This window comes from Anabaena sp. FACHB-1237, from assembly GCF_014696225.1.
Taxonomy (GTDB): Bacteria; Cyanobacteriota; Cyanobacteriia; order Cyanobacteriales; family Nostocaceae; genus FACHB-1237.
On the sequence record NZ_JACJPV010000003.1, the window covers coordinates 144,814 to 166,563 of the forward strand.

19 protein-coding genes are annotated in these 21,750 nt (G+C 35.6%); 5 read left to right on the plus strand and 14 right to left on the minus strand.

Annotation, left to right across the window (positions count from 1 at the left end; translation table 11 throughout):
- Positions 1–136: 136 nt before the first annotated feature.
- The gene (locus tag H6F32_RS02450) at positions 137–1,762 is read left to right on the plus strand and encodes an RluA family pseudouridine synthase (RefSeq protein ID WP_190367749.1); all 1,626 of its coding nucleotides are present in this window, start codon (positions 137–139) and stop codon (positions 1,760–1,762) included.
- 705 nt (positions 1,763–2,467) lie between these two features.
- A complete protein-coding gene (locus H6F32_RS02455) occupies positions 2,468–3,307 on the plus strand; it encodes an SPFH domain-containing protein (protein WP_190367750.1) in 840 nt (279 codons plus the stop codon).
- Between the two features lie 81 nt (positions 3,308–3,388).
- On the opposite strand, the gene folP is transcribed toward H6F32_RS02455, so the two are convergent.
- Both folP and tpiA read right to left on the minus strand, forming a co-directional pair.
- Complete coding sequence (gene folP / locus H6F32_RS02460) at positions 3,389–4,234, minus strand: dihydropteroate synthase (protein WP_190367751.1); 846 nt, start codon at positions 4,232–4,234, stop codon at positions 3,389–3,391.
- 69 nt (positions 4,235–4,303) lie between these two features.
- Entirely contained in the window at positions 4,304–5,035 is a 732-nt protein-coding gene (gene tpiA, locus H6F32_RS02465; protein WP_190367810.1) for a triose-phosphate isomerase, read from the minus strand.
- Positions 5,036–5,951: 916 nt separating this feature from the next.
- Here tpiA and H6F32_RS02470 point away from each other — a divergent pair.
- Positions 5,952–6,128: a hypothetical protein gene (locus H6F32_RS02470; protein ID WP_190367752.1), complete on the plus strand. Its 177-nt coding sequence runs from the start codon at positions 5,952–5,954 to the stop codon at positions 6,126–6,128.
- Positions 6,129–6,165: 37 nt separating this feature from the next.
- On the opposite strand, the gene H6F32_RS02475 is transcribed toward H6F32_RS02470, so the two are convergent.
- From H6F32_RS02475 to H6F32_RS02530, 12 genes are all read right to left on the minus strand, one after another.
- Positions 6,166–6,996 carry a transporter substrate-binding domain-containing protein gene (locus tag H6F32_RS02475; protein WP_190367753.1) on the minus strand — a complete coding sequence of 277 codons (831 nt, stop codon included), beginning with the start codon at positions 6,994–6,996 and terminating at the stop codon, positions 6,166–6,168.
- A 33-nt stretch (positions 6,997–7,029) separates the two neighbouring features.
- Positions 7,030–7,386, minus strand: coding sequence for a 50S ribosomal protein L20 (gene rplT / locus H6F32_RS02480; RefSeq protein ID WP_190367754.1), 357 nt, complete (start codon positions 7,384–7,386; stop codon positions 7,030–7,032).
- 22 nt (positions 7,387–7,408) lie between these two features.
- Positions 7,409–7,606, minus strand: coding sequence for a 50S ribosomal protein L35 (gene rpmI, locus H6F32_RS02485; RefSeq protein ID WP_190367755.1), 198 nt, complete (start codon positions 7,604–7,606; stop codon positions 7,409–7,411).
- Between the two features lie 156 nt (positions 7,607–7,762).
- Positions 7,763–8,485 carry a hypothetical protein gene (locus H6F32_RS02490; RefSeq protein ID WP_190367756.1) on the minus strand — a complete coding sequence of 241 codons (723 nt, stop codon included), beginning with the start codon at positions 8,483–8,485 and terminating at the stop codon, positions 7,763–7,765.
- A gap of 63 nt (positions 8,486–8,548) precedes the next feature.
- On the minus strand, positions 8,549–9,118 hold the full coding sequence (locus H6F32_RS02495) for a Uma2 family endonuclease (RefSeq protein WP_395939574.1): 570 nt from the start codon (positions 9,116–9,118) through the stop codon (positions 8,549–8,551).
- Between the two features lie 442 nt (positions 9,119–9,560).
- Positions 9,561–11,897 carry an ATP-dependent helicase gene (locus H6F32_RS02500; RefSeq protein WP_190367758.1) on the minus strand — a complete coding sequence of 779 codons (2,337 nt, stop codon included), beginning with the start codon at positions 11,895–11,897 and terminating at the stop codon, positions 9,561–9,563.
- 433 nt (positions 11,898–12,330) lie between these two features.
- Complete coding sequence (locus H6F32_RS02505; RefSeq protein WP_190367759.1) at positions 12,331–12,837, minus strand: hypothetical protein; 507 nt, start codon at positions 12,835–12,837, stop codon at positions 12,331–12,333.
- Positions 12,838–12,867: 30 nt separating this feature from the next.
- Positions 12,868–14,772, minus strand: coding sequence for a lipase family protein (locus H6F32_RS02510; protein WP_190367760.1), 1,905 nt, complete (start codon positions 14,770–14,772; stop codon positions 12,868–12,870).
- A 371-nt stretch (positions 14,773–15,143) separates the two neighbouring features.
- Positions 15,144–15,590, minus strand: a complete 447-nt coding sequence (locus H6F32_RS02515; protein ID WP_190367761.1) for a DUF29 domain-containing protein — start codon at positions 15,588–15,590, stop codon at positions 15,144–15,146.
- A gap of 208 nt (positions 15,591–15,798) precedes the next feature.
- On the minus strand, positions 15,799–17,490 hold the full coding sequence (gene ilvD, locus H6F32_RS02520; protein WP_190367762.1) for a dihydroxy-acid dehydratase: 1,692 nt from the start codon (positions 17,488–17,490) through the stop codon (positions 15,799–15,801).
- Between the two features lie 163 nt (positions 17,491–17,653).
- A complete protein-coding gene (locus H6F32_RS02525) occupies positions 17,654–18,424 on the minus strand; it encodes a pentapeptide repeat-containing protein (RefSeq protein ID WP_190367763.1) in 771 nt (256 codons plus the stop codon).
- Between the two features lie 80 nt (positions 18,425–18,504).
- Entirely contained in the window at positions 18,505–18,807 is a 303-nt protein-coding gene (locus tag H6F32_RS02530) for a hypothetical protein (protein ID WP_190367764.1), read from the minus strand.
- Positions 18,808–19,372: 565 nt separating this feature from the next.
- On the opposite strand from H6F32_RS02530, the gene H6F32_RS02535 reads away from it, so the two are divergent.
- Both H6F32_RS02535 and H6F32_RS02540 read left to right on the plus strand, forming a co-directional pair.
- The gene (locus H6F32_RS02535) at positions 19,373–20,446 is read left to right on the plus strand and encodes an ABC transporter ATP-binding protein (RefSeq protein ID WP_190367811.1); all 1,074 of its coding nucleotides are present in this window, start codon (positions 19,373–19,375) and stop codon (positions 20,444–20,446) included.
- Entirely contained in the window at positions 20,447–21,259 is an 813-nt protein-coding gene (locus tag H6F32_RS02540) for an ABC transporter permease (RefSeq protein WP_190367765.1), read from the plus strand.
- The last annotated feature ends 491 nt before the right edge of the window (positions 21,260–21,750 follow it).

Sequence of the window (21,750 nt, forward strand, 5' to 3'; positions counted from 1 at the left end):
AGGTGTAAATAACAAATAATTATATTGATTGTTATATTATATAATCAGTTTCCTAATTTTTTTGAGAAGTCAAAAATTACAGTATTGGTAATTCTTTAGTTTAGCTGTTAGTTATAGTTGTTAATTTTGCCATTTTATGCTTTATAATATCACGGATTTTATCAATAATACTACAAAAATAAGTTTTGCAATTCCTAGTTATTACTACCAAGGATATTCTAAAAATGGAGAATTGTTAAAACTTCCCCGTACTATTTTAGCTGAAAATATCGCTCAGGGTTTAATGCAGCAATTACAAGAAGATGAAATTTATGCACGGGAAGGAAAAATGTATGGTATTTTATTAGTTGAATTACCTGATGGTGAACAAAAGGTAATTAAGGCTTTTTCTGGTTTACTTAATGGCAATAGTGTGGTTCCTGGTTGGGTTGAGCCTATTCCTAAAAGTTCAGATATTATGTTACAAGAACAAGCAACTTTAACAAGGTTGGCAGAAATCAAACAAGAAATAATTAGGTTACAAGAAATTCCTGCAAGGGAAGAATATCAAAAGTTATTATTAGGGTTTTCTGAACAGTTAAAGGTGATGAATTTACAACATCTGGAAAATAAGAAGTTGCGAGATCAACAAAGAAAGATATTATCTACTAAATTAACTGATTTAGCTTTAGAAACTGCTTTAGAAATATTGGCTAATCAAAGCCGTAGGGATGGGATAAAACTGCGTAACTTCAAAAGTGAACAAAATCAAGTTTTACAGCCATTGCGGGAGGTTATAGCTACCGCAGATGAACAAATTAGCTGTTTAAAGCAAAAAAGAAAGGAGTTATCGAGAGAATTACAAAAACAAATGCACGCTACATATTATCTAACTAATTTCTATGGTCAGTCTCAACCTCTACAAGATTTATTTCCATCAGGACTTCCGACAGGTACGGGAGAATGTTGTGCTCCTAAATTATTGCACTATGCAGCAATTCATCATTTAAAACCTGTGGCTATGGCTGAATTTTGGTGGGGAATTTATGACGAAGTTAATGATAGAATACCTGGTAAATTTTATGGTGCTTGTGTGGAAAGATGTCAACCAATTATGGGTTTTATGCTATCAGGTTTGTCTAGGGAAAGATTAAAGGTAAATCTGGATATTATTTATGAGGATCAATGGTTAATTGCCATCAATAAACCTCCAGGTTTATTGTCAGTACCAGGACGTTATTGTTATAATCAAGATAGTGTAGTTAGTCGCTTATCTAGTTTTTATAATCAAGATTTTTTTGCTGTTCATCGTTTAGATCAAGATACTTCTGGTATTCTACTTTTAGCTAAGGATCGTGTTACCTATTCTCAATTTAGTCAGTTATTTGCTAGGAGAGAAATTCAGAAGGTTTATGAAGCTATTCTTGCAGGTTTATTAACTATTAATCAAGGTACTATTAATTTACCTCTATGGGGAGATCCGGAACATCGTCCTTATCAAAAGGTTGATTGGGAACGAGGTAAACAAAGTATAACTCATTTTCGGGTAGTTACGCGGGAAAATTCCTATACTCTTGTGGAATTTATACCTATTACTGGACGTACTCATCAATTACGAGTTCACGCTGCTGATGTACAAGGTTTAAATATGACTATTTTAGGCGATCGCTTATATGGTTGTCATGAAAATGTTAGTCGCTTATATTTACACGCGAAGAAGTTAGTTTTCCAGCATCCTTACTTACAAACTACAATAAATTTAGAGATAAAAACACCATTTTAATGATTATCTGTTGCTTGTTTAATTTGGATAAGAAATACAAGCAAGATGCTTGCGCTACTTTAATTTTAATTTGGATAAGAAATGCAAGCAAGATGCTTGCGCTACTTTAATTTTAAAGAAATGCAAGCAAGATGCTTGCGCTACTTTAATTTTAGTTATTTAATAAAATAAAGGAATTTAAAAATCCTCCTATACTTTTAGTGAGGAATTTTTCTCTGTTTGTAGTTGTTTCCGCCACTATTTGATAACTAGTAATGATCATATCTTGTCCATGACCTTTGATCAACTCTGCTTTTTTTCAAGACTCAGATCCCCGACTTCTCTAAGAAGTCGGGGATCTGGTAGTTTGCAGTAATTACTAAATTAAGCCAGAAAATAAAGAGTAAAATACAGCAGTTTCCGTTATTATGAGGTACAGATGTTAATAATAAAACCCTTGTAACACAGGCATCTTGCTGTGTTCATAGTGTACCTCATGTAGATGGAATGTGCTGTAATACAATATTACTGAAAAAAGGTAATTTATGATAACAATTCTGAGATAATACGGAAATGATAGCTAAAAAACTCTTGTCATCCAAGTTTAATTGTAGACTTTAAGGTTAGTTAGCCCTGAAATCTCACAAATCTGAGAGGTTAGCTATATAATGTGAACGTTTACTATCAACTTTAAAATCAATTCTACCGCCATCCACAGGAGTGTATATGGAACCAATTATTATTATACTTTTAGCCCTTACTGGTTATGCTTTAGGATCTGCTAAAATGGTCAATCAGGGTAATGCTGCTTTAGTAGAACGTTTGGGCAAGTATCATCGCAAACTTACCCCGGGATTAAACTTTATTGTTCCTGTACTGGATCAGATTGTGATGGAAGATACCACGAGAGAACAAATATTAGATGTGAAACCACAAAATGTGATTACTAAAGATGGTGTTTATTTAGAAATAGATGCAGTGCTTTATTGGCGAATTAAAGATATTGAAAAAAGTTTTTATGCTATTGATGATTTACAACAGGGTTTGAGTAATTTAGCAACTACCACATTACGAGAAATTGTAGCTCAAAATACTCTTAATGATACTAATATGTCAAGAACAGATATGAACAATGCTATTTTGGGAGAATTAAATTCTATTGCTAAAGATTGGGGGGTAGAAATTATTAGATTAGATATTCAAAGCATTAATCCTCCAGAAAGTGTGAGAAAATCTATGGAGGAACAAAGAAATGCAGAAATTAAACAAAAAGCCATGATTACTGCTGCTGAAGGAGAAAGACAAGCAGCAATTAAAAAAGCTGAGGGTACTAAAATGTCTATGGAAATTATCTCCCAAGCAATACGTAATAACCCTGAAAGTAAGGAAATTCTCAGATATTTAGCTACTCAAGATTATATAGATGCTAGTCAGAAATTAGGGGAAAGTAATAATGCGAAAATAGTATTTGTTGATCCTGCTAATTCAACGGAGATGTTTCAAGAGTTAATTTCTGATTCTCTTGAGACTGGTAATGATGGTAAAAATGGTAATGGGGCAAATTAGCTTTTCCGTAGTTGGGCTTTAGCACCCTGTCAACTATCAACTATCAACTATCAACTGTCAACTGTTAGCACCTGTTTCGTGTTAAAGCCCAACTACAAACGCATCCGCTACTAGTGCTACTTCTACCATTTCTTTGACATCATGTACTCTCAATATGTCTGCACCATAAAATATGGCTGCACTACAGGCGGCCGCGGTTCCCCAAATTCTCTGTTTGGGGTTATTTTGATTTAATATTGTGCCTATAAAACTTTTTCTTGATACTCCTATTAATATTGGACATTTTAATGTTTTGAATTTGCATAAGTTGCGAATGATTTCTAGGTTCTGTTGATGATTTTTGGCAAATCCAATGCCAGGATCTATAATAATATTATGGTGTTTAATTCCTAGGGCGATCGCTTTTTCCGTCTGTGTCCATAGGAAGTTATAAATTTCTCCTATGATATCTTCATAGTCTGTTAATTGCTGCATTGTCTCTGGGTTTCCTCGGATGTGCATTAACACAATTGGCACATTCAATTCTGCTACTGTCATCAGCATTTGCGGATCAAATGTTCCTCCGGAAATGTCATTCACTATATCAGCACCAGCTTTTATAGCTGCTTTTGCTACTTCTGACCTTGTGGTATCTACGGAAATGGGAATATTGCTTTCTGTTCTAATTGCTGTAATGATGGGAATAACACGCTCTAATTCATCTTCTAAACTAATTTGTTTAGCACCAGGACGGGTAGATTGTCCACCAATATCTATAATGTCAACGCCATTACTTATCATGTTCTGAGATTGAATTAAGGCAGAGTTGATATTATTAAATTGACCTCCATCACTGAAACTATCGGGAGTGGTATTTAATATGCCCATTATATAAGTTTTTTTGCCCCAATGAAAAGAGCGATCGCGGATAGTTAAAGAATGAGACATAGTGTAATTTAAGTAAATAAAGATTGAGATCCCCGACTTCTTGAAGAAGTCGGGGATCTGATAGTCTTGCTAAATAATTGTGTAGTTAACAATTCTAGCAAAACTATCAGCTTCTAAACTAGCGCCACCTACGAGAACACCATCAATTTCTGGTTGTGCCATAATTTCATCAATATTATTGGGTTTCACAGAACCACCATATTGAATTGATACCAAAGGATGGGTTAATTGACTGCGAATTAAACCTATGACGCGATTTGCTTCAGAAGATTCGCAGGTATCACCCGTTCCAATTGCCCAAATAGGCTCATAAGCAATAATCAAATTAGTTTGATCTATTTCTACCAGTCCTTGTTTTAACTGATTGATAATAATTGATTCAGTGTGTCCTGCATCTCGTTGTTGCTTAGTTTCGCCAACACAGAGGATGGGAGTAAGTCCAGATTTTTGGGCGGCTTTGAGTCGGAGATTCACTGTTGCGTCAGTTTCTCCAAAATATTGCCGTCTTTCGCTATGGCCAATAATGACATAGCGGACACCAACTTCTGTAAGCATATTGGCGGCAATTTCGCCAGTATAAGCCCCAGATTCTTCCCAGTGGACATTTTGTGCGCCTAATTTTACACGACTGCCATGTAAAGATTGAGATAACACAATTAAATCAGTGAATGGAGGACATAATACCACTTCTCGACTTGAAGGTGTATCCTCCAGATGAGGCAAGAATCCAGTTAAAAACGCTCTAGATTCTGCCTGGGTTTTAAACATTTTCCAGTTACCGGCAATAACGATTTTCCGCACAGGTGTTTTAATCAATATTCTAATGCTACTAGATGCACTTTTTACTGTACTACTTTTTAGAACTCATGAAGCACAATTATGGCAGATCACAGGAAACCTTTCATGATAGGATAATTTAAGCATTAATTGATTTTAATATTTTAAATTGCTTTTACTTACACAATAGTCAGATCCGCGACTTATGATATAATTCGAGAATCTTGTTGTTAATCACCCTATTTATCTTTTTCTTCCACACATTCCATCTGCGTTTTTAATAAGTCTATACCGAAATTTTTCCCACCTGTGACTGTAAATTTTTCTGATGTTTTTGATAATGGGATAATTGTAAACGCAAAGAATCTAATTCTGTTGCCATTTTTACCCATTTTTACTATTTGCGACTCCAAGTTTTGCCATAAATAATTAGATTGTTCTAATTGTAATGTTAAGTCTTCTAATTGTTGGGATACTTTTTGTAATTAAAGCGGTGAAATATTCCGTCCTAAACGACGCTGTTCTGCTGTATACTCACTTTCTGAAACAGTAGTTGCTTGTTCTGATAAAGAACGAGGATTAATATTATATGTTGATAGTAACTGAATATTTGTATTAGCTAGATATGCTGGTATATTTGCCGATTGATATGAATTACTAGTTACTGGTTCTATGGGTTGTGTATTTCGTGAAATTGGAGTAACATGACTCGATAGAAACTGAAAAATTTGATGAGTTTGCTAATAAATTTACAGTTGTTGATAGTAATTCTGAGTTGAACAATGCTACTGAAATTAAAGATTGACAAGTTATTCCTGGAGAAAATAAGTTAAATTTTTTTTGCTGTTATTAATCCTGGTAAATTTCCTGAACCGGGAGTTTATAAGTTAGAGTTTAATATTTTTAGCCCAATTTTAGAAGTTCTTAGTTGGTGGAAAGAATGGGATTTTGGCAAAGTAAAACTAGTGAAGAAGATGACGTAAAAACTCATAATGTGGAAGAATTTTTTACAGGTTTGAAAAATAGAATAGAAACTATGAAAACTGAACAATTACAAAGTGGTGAAGATCATCAATCTTTGGTGGGGCACTTATGTTATGCTGTGCAGAAGAATTAAAGGTTAGTGTAGGTGTTTAACCTTGAATCTGAGTAAGTTACAATCCCCAATGCTGATAACGCTCTTTTAACCAACCTATTACAGTATAACGGGCGATCGCTTCATTTACTTTCCTTCTTAAGTCATCATACTGCAATCCCTTGGGCATCACTACTGATAACGGTTGGGCAGATAACTTGATCGGTAAAATTCTATATTCTCTATTTTCCTGACTCCATCCTGTGATCACACTGGTATCTGCTGCTAATGCAGCAACTAACTGGTTATCTATTTTTTCCCGTGCTTCTCCATAAGAGTTTACACTGATTAATTCAGCTTGAGGTATAAAATATTGCACATAGCCTATACTGCTAGAATGGTTAAGAACTGCTATTTTCTGGTTTTTTAAGTCTTGTAAAGATTTAATACTAGTATTTTTTGTTACTATTCCCGTGCTATCGTAATAATAGGGAACGCTGAGACTAACGACACGGGAACGAGATTCTGTAGCTGTAACATCGGCGATCGCCAGATCCACTATATGATTAAATACAAAAGGTAAGCGATCGCTATTTACTACTGGTTGTAATTTTACACTATCAGCTTTACCTAAAATATCTTCAGCCAATTTTCTGGCTAAATCAATTTCTAACCCTTGTAAATTGCCTTTTTGATCTTTAAAAGCTAAGGGACGGATGTTATCCTTAACGGCAATGGTTAAATAACCTCGCTGTTGAATTTCTGGTAAAGTTGCAGCTAAAACCACCGAATTATTTACCAGAAAACACGCACATAAACAGAAAATCAAAGTCGCGGATAATACCAGATGTAACCGACTTTTCCACGAAAGAATTATCGAGAGAAAAAAATTTTCCTGTTGTTTTCTCATCACTGTTACATCCGTTATACATCCGTTAGCACTTTAACCTTTCACAGACTTAGCTAGTTCAGCCACTTTAGCAAAACTTGCAGGATCAAGAACAGCTAATTGTGCCAACATTTTCCGGTTTAATTCCACATTAGCTTTTTTGAGATTACCAATTAATTGGCTATAGCTCAAACCTTGTTCTCTGGAAGCTGCATTAATGCGTGTAATCCATAGACGACGGAAATCACGCTTTTTCTTTTTGCGATCGCGGTAAGCACTACGTAGTGCCTTCATTACCTGTTGATTAGCGGTTCTAAACAAAGTAGAATGAGAACCACGAAAACCCTTAGCTAGTTTTAGTATCTTATTGCGGCGTTTACGAGCCACATTACCGCGTTTTACACGAGTCATATCTTATTACTACCTGACAAATTTACAAATAGGGAAGCATTAAACGCACATTTTCTTCATCGCGTTCATGGACAATAGCCATTTTGGACAAACTGCGTTTTTTACCAGAAGATTTATGTTCTAGTAAGTGGTTTTTAAAAGGTTTACGACGGACAATTTTACCGCTACCAGTGGCACGGAATCTTTTTGCTGCCGCCTTACGGGTTTTGAGTTTAGGCATAGTATGGCATGGATTACACACAATCCATTATTATATCAGAAAGTTGGTAATTTGATCAATTTTCAGCCAAAAAATAATTATCCTCCAGATCCCGGACTTCTTGAAGAAGTCCGGGATCTAAATTCTTCAAGAAGAAGGGTATCTTATGATTCAACTTTATTTATTACCACCAAAACCCAATTTTGTACCAGTTTTATCTATATGATAAATCCAAGATTTACCTTGAGCATCAACAATTACTTCCCAACCAAAAACAGGATCATATTGTTGCGTACAAACTTCCCCAAAATTGAATACACAACTATTACTAAAAGTTTTGTCTGTTGCTTGGGTAATTTTCACAGCATTAAGCGGTAAATTACTACGTTTGGCGGCATCTTTTAAAACAATATTAGCCAGATTTTTTGGTAATTTAGTTAACTGATTACTGCTAATTTTCGGATCAAGTAAAATCTGTGAACCAGGTTTATTAACATGATAAGTCCAAGATTGATCCTGCACATTTACCACAACTATCCAACCGGAAATAGGGTTATATTCCTTAGTACAAATATCATTAAATTTAAAAATGCAGCGATTACCAAAAGTTGTTGGTGTAACTTGGGTAATTTTCACCTGAGAACTTTTTACTGTTGCGCGTTTAGCAGCATCTTTAATAATTGCTTGTTCAATTCTATTAGGTAATTGACTTGAGAACTTTTTAGCTAAATTGTAGTGATTATTGTAGTGATTAACTTGTTGTTCCTGTGGTTGAGGAATAGCTAAAGCACTTTCAGAACTAGTAATTACTAATCCTGGAGTTAATAAACTACTTAAAGCAAGTCCTAAAACTAAAGAATTACTGATTTTGCGGATGTTTAGAGATGATACAATTAACATATTGTTTTCCTATTTTTATCTAAAGACTGTGATCATCCTATTCTTTGTTCCCTGCTATTACAACTAATAACAATTTAAACTTAAACTAAATCCTGGTAGAACATCTTCACCCAATAATTTAGTGGGTAAACTTCTTAGTTCCACATCTTTACCTAAACGATAAATTTCGACTTGTTGCTGTTGAGTATTAATTAACCATCCTAATCTTACTCCTGCATCCATATATTCTTCCATTTTCTCGCGTAGAGTTTTTAAATCATCTGTTGCTGACCTTAATTCAATGACAAAATCTGGTGCTATGGGAGAAAATTTGCGTTTTTGTTCAGGAGTTAGTGCTTCCCAACGTTCTTTTTTAATCCAGACCGCATCAGGAGAGCGATCGCCACCATTTGGTAACTTAAATATGGTAGAAGAGCTAAAAGTGTAACCTAGTCCAGTTTGACGATTCCAAATGCCTAAATCAATAATTAAATCAGCTTCTCTATTTCCACTTTCTCCTCCCACTGGTGAAATAATAATTATTTCTCCTTTAGCTGTACGTTCAAATTTTAAATCAGTGTTTTTGTAACATAGTTGATAAAACTGTTCATCTGTGAAATTCACAGTATCTAGGTTTAGTTTTACAGGACTCATTACCATAGAAATATCCTAGTTAAGAATAATAGATCCTACGCAAGTGTCACACTAAAAAATGTGCTAGTTGCGTAAGTCCTGAATAATATATTTTAATATATTTTAACAAATAATTATCTTCTTGATCAATTATTGTCTCTTAATAATTCTTATTCTTTTCTTAACAATTCTTAATATCCTCTGAAAATTATTGATTATTATTATCAACAATTTAACGAATTTTGGTCATTTCAGCTATTGCTCTTGACAACGTTTTTGGAAATGATATACTTTTGACGTTATAATCCAAGGGTTTTTTGTTGTCAGAAAATGTACAAGATTCCTATTTATCAATTATTGAACGCAGATAAACGCGGATAAACGCGGATATTTTTTATTTCTTGTCTTGAGACTAGGGAAGGATATGAATAATATACCCATCCTGTAAATCCTTTAATCCTGGTTATCCTGATTCAGACAAATATATATTATCAGAAAACTGTTTTCTCAAAGCTAAAAATACAGGGGATGCTGCTTGTGGTTGTAAATTTTCCGGTTTACTCCATGTAAAAGGTGCTTGTTGTGCAGCAGATAACCATAGGAGTTTTTTCGATCTAGTCATAGCAACATAAAATAAACGATATTCTTCCGCTATTTTTAAATATCTTGCTTGTTCCCATGCTTCATTAATAGGAGGTATGGGTTTTTTATGTAGTTTAGCACGAATTTGAGCGCGGGCTATTTCTGATAGGCTAAAATCTCCTAAAAATTTAATTTGTGGGGGTATCCAAAAAGTTCCAGGAATTAAATTTTCATGCAAAAATGGTAAAAATACATAATTCCAATCTAACCCTTTAGCTTTGTGCATGGTAATAATTGTAATTTGCCCTTTTTTGACATATTTTGCTTCTAAGTCTTCGGTTTCTACAGGTTCAAATTTCTCTGAATTAACTATTTCACTTAATGCTGATAACATGGTGTTTATGGAATTATTTCCAAACATTTGTTGATTAACTCTTGCAGCTAATTTATCAGCAGTAGCTAATTCTATTTGATCATATTTTAATGTTAATGCTAAAAAGGAAATGATTTGATAAAAAGGTAATTCTATATAAGCCTTTAACAAACTACGACATAAATGGCCAGCTTGTTGAACTGTTTCCGTTTGTGGTGGAGATAGGGGACTAGGATATAAAAACTCCTCTGGTAAACTGGCCAATGTATTAATATCTTGCGTGGGTATTAGTTCTCTATTTACTAATACTTGTAATGTGGCTTTTAAATATTCAGGAGAATGAGGGCGATCGCAAAACTGCAATAATGATAAAATTTCCTGTGGTACATGGGAACGTCTTTCTCTTTCTCCCACATCATACAATTTTAAATCATGTTCTTGACATATTGGTTTTAAAGCATTTGCTAACCATCTTCCTTGACGGTTTTCTCTGACTAAAATAGCACCCTGAAAGTTTTTTCCATCTTGTTTAAATAATTCAATTATTTTCTTTCCTAATAATTCCACTGTATGATGAATGTCACGAGGAATATAAATTTCTAATCCTTTTCCTATGGGTTGAGGATTACCATTTTCTTGATTTACTAGTTGAATATTCTGAGGAGTAAATGGTGGATTTTGCTGATGTTTAAATTGACTATTTACCCATTGTAAAGTAAAATTAGCCGCATCTATAATTATTTGGCTACTACGTCCAGCTTGTGTCATGTTAGCCAGACGATTTTTAATTTCGCATTGTTGACAAAATTCACGGAAATAAATAGGATCAGCAGGTGTAAATGTAGAATTAATTGCTTGATTAGGATCGCCAACTCTAATCAGATTATATATCGTATCATTGTTATTTTTTTTCTCTGCTAATATTTCTAAAAGTTCCGTTTGTAAAGGACTAGAATCTTGCGCTTCATCTTCAAAAACTGCTAATATTTTACTTTGTTCTATTTTGCGAGCAGTTTCATTTTTTAATACTTTCAGTGCGCCTAATATCATATCATCATAATCAATAAATTCTTGTAATGCCATGATTTCTTGATATTCGGCATATAAACCAGCCGCGATTAAGAGAATATTATATTTTTCCACATTCTCCCCGTCTTTATCTGACTTTATTTGACTCCAATTTTGCAATTCTGCCACTGTTATTCCTGAACTTTTAGCTTCATGAATAACCGTGTATGCTAAATCTGGTAATATTTCTGTACGTAAAACTGATTGACGACGTAATTTTTCTGTTTCTTCGCCATCAAAGGATTTTCCAGTTAATAGTAAATTATAAATTTCAGGATGTTTAATAATCCATCTTTCCACAGCATCCCGAATAAATTTATGAGTTTGATTTGGTGTAATTAATTTACTGTTTTCTAATGTTAAACCGGATAAATTTGGATAACGATTGGCAATATTTAAAGCTAAACCATGTAAGGTATAAACTGTAAAATTAGTTTGGGGTAATGCTAATTCTTTTAAATTTGTTTGAATTTTTGATTTAATATTAGCAGTAGCAGAACGGGTAAATGTGACTACTATTAATTGTTTATTCTGTTTGGTTTCTATTTTGATGTTATTTTGATGTTGACGAGCGATCGCAATTGCCGCAGCAGCAGCCATTCCCGTAGATTTTCCCGCTCCAGGAACAGCAGAAACCGCTAATTCTCCATTTTGCCAATCAGCCATTTCTGTTTGTCCAGGACGCAATAATTGGCGTATTTTTAAAATACTATTTTCTAATTTTTGAATAGTCAATTTTTGCGATTTTTGTGATTGTTTAATTTCTGGATTGTTCATAGTTAATTAAAGGAAAGAACAGGCAGCAGTAAATGGTATATTGACAATTATAGTTTAGCTCTTTACTGCGTTACACTGTCGCTAATACATCCCAGAGGTAACGCTGAGTTTTTAACAATTAATCGCAATAACCCATTTTTGTAGGTCTACTCTCCGCACCATGTGCATGAAATAATTGTTATGTCCATGATTTCGCCAGAATACTATTACTATTTTCCAATATCTGGTGATAACTTGGAGATTAGTATAAAAAATTTACATTTCTACATTATTCCCACTTCTTATTTTGCGATTTTATTGGTAAAAAAACAGATCATAGTTTGTTTTGCGCCTGTAAATCGTAAATTGGACAATTATCTACAAGTTTTAGTAAAGTAGGTGGACATGAAATAACCCAAATATGCGAAGAAAAGTAAAATGGCTCAAAGCTTTTTCACTCTTGCCTTATAAATCGCAGAGATCGCATTGCTTCATTTAAAATAGGTAAGTATAAATCTTGATCTTCTGCTTTCATAATTGCCACTAAACCGCATACACCAATTTCTAATTGAACAGTTACCTGGTATTGAGTTACTACTATTTTAGTCTCTTCATCAATCATATTAAAAATATCAATTCGAGCAAAATGATCATCAATATTTTCCATGCGTTGCTCTAATATTTCCAAAGGTTGTGAACAACTATATTGTGCCTGTTCCGCCAAAAGAATCTCTGACAACTCTTGATAATTATTCTGATGATATTCAGTTTCAGGAACTTCAATAACTTTAACTGTGATACAAGGCGAATATGGTTCTCCCAAAGATTTATAATATATATCAGTAGGATAATTTATATCTTCATTGCTTTCCTGATACCATCCCATAGGCAAGATGATGGAAATACCTGTTTTTTTACCAGAAAATCGTAATTTGTGATCTGAATTATTAGTAATGTTCATATTTCTTAGCAAGTTTACTCTTGTTTTTGCTTAAATATCTCTTTTCCAGCGTTTCCACAAAGATCGAGGTATTGCAGAAACTCCTCCAGCAACGCTACCTAAAGCACCACCAGCTACACCACCAATTCCAGCAGTTACACCACCGGCTAATGTACCTACACCACCACCGATCATTTTACCAACACCTTTAGTTTTATTCCAAAATCCTCCCTCCCGCCAATTTTCCATTCCTTCATTTGCCAGTCCCTTTCCACCACTTATTAATGCCCTACCTGGAGAACTGCCCATCTTCGCACCTTCGGATAAACCTTCTATCGTTCCTTCAACAGTTTTATGTGCGCCTACAGTAATTGTTCCAGCTAATCCTCCCACTAAACCACCAGCTAATGCACCTACACCTCCTACTCCTCCCAATACACCACCAGCTAATACACCTAAACCGCCACCAATCATTGTACCAACACCTTTAGTTTTATTCCAAGCTCCTCCCTGTCTCCAATTTTCCATTCCTTCATTTGCTAGTCTCTTACCACCTTGGTAGAGTTCCTTGCCACCAAGCAGTAATGCAGCACCAGGAGCAGCCACTTCTCTACCGCGTTCAAAAATGAATTGATTACCAGCAAAGGGATTATCATTGTACTTTGTAACTTTTTCATTTGTGCCAATTTGATCATCTTTTAAACCAACATGATTACGGGCTTCATCATCAATGCCCATTTGATCTTGTTGTTGTTTAAATGCTTGATCTTGGAGCAAGAATTTCGTATGATTCATCGGACCACCACTTTCTAAATGGTGTAAATAAAATTTAGCATTTCCTTTACCTGTATATAAACCTGATCCGCCTAGATGTTTACCACCTGCTAGATCAACAATGTCGCCTGTGGCAAGATGATGTACAACTTCTGGCCTTTGATTTCCTTGCATATCATTCACATTGTTATTAAATTGTCTCACTTGCTCTTGAGTAATTCCGGGAGCTTGAAATGTGACTACTTTACTAACACTACCGGTGAAAGCAGAAGCTGCGTGCTGTGCTAATGCACCTCCTAAGCTATGCCCTGTGACGACGACTTTTCCGCCAGCTTGACTAATTAATTGTTGAATTTGATCTCGTTTTGATTTAAAAGCTATAAAACCAACTGCTACTGGATCAGCATCAGCCAGAGCATCACCTGTTTTACTAAAATCAGTTCCTTTAAAAGCTAAAACAGGTTGTTTATTAGAGCCAGGTTTAGGCATTATCAACCCACAAAATAAACCTGAACCTTGTACTGTACCCAGCCAATTTTTTTGATAACCTTGATTATCTAACCATTTTTGCATATCGTCTGGTATTCCATCTATACCATTATAAGCCAATTTATGAGCAATTAATTCATAAACAACATCTAAAGAGTCAACTTTATCTATCGCTTCTTGACCCTGTACTGTTGATTTTGCCTGTATTGTCTCTTCCTCTTCATGACGTTGTACTGGCTGCCCTGGTGCTGACTCAGATGTGGGAGAATTGATTTGGTTGACTACCTGGGATGCTACATGATCCGCCTCTTGTTCATATTTATCTCCAGGCTCTCCTATAGTCATCTTTGCTTGTATTGGTAATCGTGAATAACCCTGGAAATTAGGGTTAAAAAATTGATAATTTGGTTGTCGGTTTTGATTTCTCTGAATGATCTGGGCTTGAATTTGTCTAGCAACTATACTTTGATTAGGAATTGGTGGTTCTTTTCCAGGTAGAAATACCGGAATTTCTGGACTATTCAATCGTCTCTGTTTAGCTTCTTCATAGACTGTATCTAATTCTTCTTGACTGGTTGTTTCGCTCTGTTGTGGAGTATCTTCACCAAATGACCTTTGTACTAAGGGGTTGGTTTGTGGTGTAAATGTATGATTTTGGTTGGTGTTCCTGGTCTGAAAAGTTCGGCTATACATTTTAGATATCTCCATAGACTATATCAGCATCATAAGACGTTACATGGACTATGTACTGCTTATACTTATCGAGGATGTATAATTTTTATGTCCATGATTTAGCCACAATATTCTTTTTCTACCATATCTGGTAATAACTTGGAGATTCGTAAAAAAAACTTTACATTTCTCAAAATACCAAGATTAAACAAAATGCTAAACTCTAACTAAATTTAGGATTAAGGATGGATATTACAGCAGCGATCGCTCACCAAGGAGGTAAGTAAACAAACCCTTAACCATTGACTAATTATAATTTAGTTTTTTGGTGCATTACACTGTAGCTAACCTATCCTAAAACTCGTATAATTTTCAATATTGAAAACAAGTATTTAAGGCAACCAATTTTGATTTAATAATTGTTCAAGACTGTAGGGACAATCTTCAGGACAATCAATGAGCATACCAGTTTTCTGTTTCACGTATTTTAATGCTTTTTCATATATTTTCTCTTTGTTGTCTTGCAGATGATTGAGTAAATTTTGGGTTATATCCTCGTTAATTTGGGTTCTAAAACTCATAATTTCTGCTCGCCAGTGATTTGAATTATACTCTTGTTCAGAAGTCCAATATTGTAGCAGTAGTAAATGTCTAATAATCTGTTCTAAAAATCTTTCTACTGTTTTTTTGTCTCGCCGACTCAATTCTTCTAATTCCTCAATTAAATGTTCTATGTCGAGACTTTCTAGTTGTTTTTCTTTTAATAGTTTCAGGGTTTTTTCTAACCATTTCTCATTATCAATTTCATACAGAGAATATAGTTCATTCACTTGAGTCATTGCTGTACTCTACTCACTTTTTTACTCATGAATAATTTATTTCACCTATTATTTTACCATATTATTGTTCAGAGAGGGGATTCACTGTACTCCGCACTCCGCACATCATCATGATTATAAGCAACTTGTGTTATTTATTGAGATAAGTTACCCAAACCGCCTAGTTTCAGTTCAGTATATATTTGCAGGCAAGATGCCTGCACTACTGTTAACCAGGGAATAGGTCTAAGTCTGTCAAAGCCCCAACACTACTAGAGGATACTAATTTGGCATATTTGCCCAAAATACCTTTTGTATAACGTGGTGGATGGGATACATATACAGCACGCCGTTTTGCCAATTCTTCATCACTAATGTTAACTTGTAATAGGCGATTATGGGCATCTATGGTGATGCTATCTCCTTCTTGCACTAGGGCAATATTACCACCTACGGCTGCTTCTGGGGCTACATGGCCTACTACCATCCCATAAGTACCACCAGAAAAGCGGCCATCGGTAATTAACCCAACGGAGTCCCCTAATCCTGCTCCTATGATAGCTGATGTGGGAGCTAACATTTCCCGCATTCCTGGTCCGCCTTTTGGCCCTTCGTAACGAATAATAATCACATCCCCAGCAACTATTTTACCCGCCAATATGGCATCTAAACATTCTTCTTCTGATTCAAATACTCTGGCTGGTCCGGTAATTACAGGTTTTTTAACTCCTGTAATTTTTGCTACTGCTCCTTCCGTAGCTAAGTTGCCTTTGAGAATGGCTAGATGTCCTTGGGGGTACATGGGGTTTTCCCAGGGACGGATAACATTTTGGTTACTTGCTGGTGTACTGGGTACATCTGCCAAAATTTCGGCGACGGTTTGACCAGTGATGGTGATACAGTCGCCATGTAGTAGGTTATGGTCAAGTAACATTTTCATTACTTGGGGAATACCACCAGCTTTATGTAAATCTGTGGCTACGTATTGTCCACTGGGTTTTAAATCACATAACACCGGTACACGGGCACGGATGGTTTCAAAGTCGTCTAGGCTTAATTCTACACCTGCTGTGTGGGCGATCGCTAAAAAGTGTAGTACGGCATTGGTGGAACCACCCACGGCCATAATTACGGATATGGCATTTTCTATAGATTTACGGGTGATAATCTGCCGAGGTAATATTTGTTTACGAATGGCTTCTACTAGTACCTGGGCTGATTTTTCGGTACTTTCTGCTTTCTCCGCATCTTCGGCCGCCATGGTGGATGAGTAGGGTAAACTCATTCCCAAGGCTTCAAAGGCTGATGACATAGTATTTGCTGTGTACATTCCGCCACAGGATCCCGCACCAGGACAAGCACGCTTTTCTACTTCTATGAGTTCCTTTTCGTCAATTTTACCTGCGCTATATTCACCAACTGCTTCAAAGGCACTGACTACGGTTAAGTCTTTACCTTTATAATGTCCAGGTTTGATTGTTCCTCCATATACAAAAATAGCAGGTATATTCATCCGTGCCATAGCGATCATTGCACCAGGCATATTTTTGTCACAACCACCTATAGCGATGACTCCATCCATACTTTGTCCAGTGCAAGCTGTTTCTATGGAGTCGGCAATAACTTCACGGGAAACTAGGGAATATTTCATACCTTCTGTTCCCATGGAAATACCATCACTGATGGTAATTGTACCGAAAATTTGCGGCATTGCTCCGGCATTTTTTATACCTTGTTCTGCACGCAATGCCAATTGATTAATGCCCATGTTACATGGTGTAATGGTACTATAGGCATTAGCAATACCGACGATCGCTTTGTTAAAATCTCCATCTTGAAAACCTACAGCACGTAGCATAGCACGATTAGGCGATCGCTGCACCCCTTGTGTGATAACCTGACTCTTTAAATTTTCGGACATGGATCTTGTTCTTTGTAAACTATAAATTTAGATATAGATTATATTAACTCAAGTTGCTAGTTAGGAGTCAGTAGGGGTAAAGCACCGCTAAACCCGTGCAGAGAGTCAGTTTTCCAGGAGAGGCGAACGTCCGCCCCTACTGACTTGGTGAGTTGTGACTCGATTAAAAAGGTAGAAACTGTAATAATACTGATCCTAAACTGCCCACAAAATCCATAAAACTGGGTTTACCAGCGCTAATGTTTTCTGTGTATGGTGTTTTTAATTCTTTGACAAAAGCCTTAGCTGTGGCTATTCCTTGAGTATTTTTTTCCCTTTCAAATAGCACAGCAGCTATTGTTGCATCTTGTAATGCACTTTTGCGATCTAAACTTTGATAACTAGCTATTCCCCGCGCTAAATATGCACCTGCATAGTCTGGTTTAAGAGCGATCGCTTGACTAAAATAATCAATAGCAGGTTTTAAATTACCTTTATCTGCTGCTGCAACCCCCAAAGCATAAAAATCTTCTGGTCTAGCTATTTGCGATGGTATTCCTAGAGCACCTTGTAAATTTGCCCCAGTGAGATTAGCGCCTTTTAATTCTGCATTACTCAAGTAAGTATTTCTTAAATCTGCACCAGTTAAATTCGCGCCACTTAATTTTGCTTCAGTTAAATTAGCACCGAATAAACTTACACCACGCAAATCTGCACCACGTAAATCTGCACCTGCTAAATTTGCCCGACTGAGATTAGCACCTACTAAATTAGCACCAATTAAATTAGCACCTGCTAAATCAGCCATAACTAAACCTGCATTATTTAATACACATTTTTGACATTGTTTAGTTGCTAATAACTGTCTAATATTATCATAGCCACTAGCTTGAACTACAGTAGGTAAACTCATTGTCAGTAAAAATACGGTAGTGACTAAAGTGTGAATTTTCATAAGTTTTCATAATTTTCTATAAGTTTTTAGTAATATAACAAAAAGATCCTCGACTTCTTAAAGAAGTCGGGGATCTGATATTAATAAATGTGATCAGACTCAGGCAAGGATTTTTGTATATCCTCTGTGAGTGAAGTATTAACAGGTAAAGAAACAGAATTTTCAGAAGTAGGTATTTCTGTTAATTTTACTGAAGTTACTACTGAATTAGTAGAGGTGGTACAATGAAAATAAGTACCAAAAATTTTATCATAATTAGAAACTACAGCTAAGAATGTTCCCGCTACAATAGAAATAGGTAATGGCAAAGAAAAACCTTTAACCCAATTAAATAATTCTGCTAAAGCGAAAAGTACAAAAAAGCAAACTAACCAAACCGCCATAATTTTTAGTCCTAGTTTAAGAGGTGATCATCTTGTACAGGACTTACCCAACTGTTACATTGGTAGGGTGTGGTTCGACAAGCTCACCAACCACGTCAAACAGTATAAATCATGTAAATAACCAAATTGTTGATATCTAACGCACCCACTCAACAGATTTTTTAGTGTGACACCTGCGTAAGTCCTATTATAGATCAAGTGTGATATTGACAGTTAGTAGTTGGAACTATTTGACATACTCACCGACCTAAAGGCGCGGTGATTCTTGACGCTTCACTGACTGATGCTACCTAAGTAGTCTTACTCTGCCTCTGCATCCGTTTAGAGTCGTGGCAATGCCCTATCCCGACTTTATTGATATTTTTGGCAGATGCTAAATCATCACTTTACCTGTTCCCAAAGAAGCAGGTAAAAAATTACAGGACTTACGCAAAACATAACAAAAGTAGGGATAATTCATGAATTATACCTACGCAAGAATCAGGTTTTGAGTCGAATCTTGCCTAAGTCCTAAAATTAATTAGCTAAAATAATGTAGATGTTTAGTAATTTAGCAGATTTTGTAATGATTGAAGTTGAACATCTCAGTAAAGTATATGGTTCTACCCCTGCAATTACAGATGTGACTTTTAGGGTTGAACCTGGAGAAATTGTGGGGTTTTTGGGTCCTAATGGTGCAGGTAAAACTACCACTATGCGAGTTTTATCGGGATATTTACCTGCTACCAGTGGTACAGCCAGAATTGCGGGTTATGATGTTCATGATCAATCTTTAGCTGTACGTCAACGCATTGGTTACTTACCCGAGAATCCTCCTTTATATCCTGAAATGACAGTAAGAGGTTTTTTACATTTTGTTGCCCAGATTAAAGGAGTTGCAGCAGGCGATCGCTCTGAAAAAGTCCAAGCAGCCATCCAGCGTTGTAATTTACAAGATAAAGAAAAAGTCATTATTCGCAAACTGTCTAAAGGATATCGTCAAAGAGTGGGTATTGCCCAAGCGATCGTTCATGATCCACCAGCTATCATCTTGGATGAACCTACCGTTGGTTTAGACCCAAGACAAATTATGGAGGTACGCAACCTGATTAAAAGTTTAGCTGGAACACACACAATTATTCTCTCTACCCACATCTTACCAGAAGTGAGCATGACCTGTAGTCGAGTAGTGATCATCAATCGCGGTAAAATAGTCGCTATCAATAGCCCAGAAAACCTGATGACACAATTAACAGAAGGTTCTGGTTATGAATTAGAAATTGCTGGAGATGTATCTTTAGCTAAACAAATGTTAGAAAAAATCCCCGGTATTAATTTAGTAGTATCCATGTCTAGTCATCATTATTCATCCACAGATCATACCTGTTTACGAGTGATATCTCAACCAGGAAAAGAACCAGGTAAAGACATAGTAAATGCCTTAAATAACGCCGGATTTGATTTGTATGAAATGCGTCGTGTAAATGCTACCCTAGAGGATGTTTTTCTGGAACTAACCACATCAGAAAAAACCATTTCTTCAAATATTGATTCAGAAGTTAACCCTGATATTCAAGATGAACAAAACCCTACCATGAATCTTAATCAAGAGGTAGAAACAACAGAAAAAGATGCAGAATCACCAGGAGAAAATCTTTAAATGGGTATAGTTATTGCTAACATTATTGCTATTTATCGTCGTGAATTACAAAGTTATTTTGTATCACCTTTAGCCTACGGTATCACCAGTGTATTTTGGCTATTAGCTGGGTTATTTTTCGTGATGATCTTACTAGGTCCCCAAGGAATTTTAGTCACAGTAGCAGCTTTTGATTTACAAGGACAACAATATGGTATTCAAGTACCACCAGTAGATGTTCCTTATGAATTTATGTTAGCATTTTTTGATAGAATGGGGTGGTTACTACTATTTATCCTGCCTATTTTGTCTATGGGATTATACACCGAAGAACGTAAACGAGGAACTTTAGAACTATTAGCCACTTCCCCGGTGACAAATTGGGCTGTAGCTATTGCTAAATTATTAGGAGTAACTACTTTTTTTCTAACAATGATATTACCACTTTTAGGATTAGAAATTTTCACCTTATCTAAATCTAATCCTCCTTTATCTCCCATAATTCCTATTCTCGCCCATGGAGGTTTATTACTATTTGCCACCGCAATTTTATCATTAGGAATGTTTATTTCTTCCTTGACAGATAGCGCAATTTTAGCCGCAATTCTCACTTTTGCTTTAATGGTTTTGCTGGTATTTATAGATTTAATTGGTAATAGTCTTCCTAGTCCTCTTGGGAGCGCAATTAGTCATTTATCCATCCTCAAACATTACAATACTCTCATTCAAGGGATTTTTGATACTAGTTCATTAATTTTATTTGCCAGTTATATTATTTTAGGCATATTTCTCACAGCACAATCAATTGATACACTACGTTTTCAAAGACAATAGTACAGGAGTTAAGCAACCGGAACATTAGTAGGGTGCGTCAGACAGCATAAATCATGTAAATAAACATATTCTTGATATCTGACGCACCTTATCGTACTGGAACATTAGTAGGGTGCGTCAGACAGCATAAATCATGTAAATAAACATATTCTTGATATCTGACGCACCTTATCGTACTGGAACATTAGTAAGGTGCGTCAGACAGCATAAATCATGTAAATAAACATATTCTTGATACCTGACGCACCCTACATCTAAATTGTATTATCAGGCGTTGCTGAATTGGAGTATAATATTTATTTCGATTTCGATTTCGATTTCGATTTCGATTTCGCGCATCAGCGAAGCGAAGCACTTGCGTTAGATGCAAAGTTTCAAATTTTGAATTTCTCAATTTTATACCTGAGTTCAGCAAAGCCTTGTATCATCAAAAAGCCGACAATTAAAGTAGTGCAAGCATCTTGCTTGCATCGCTTATCTAAATAAAGACT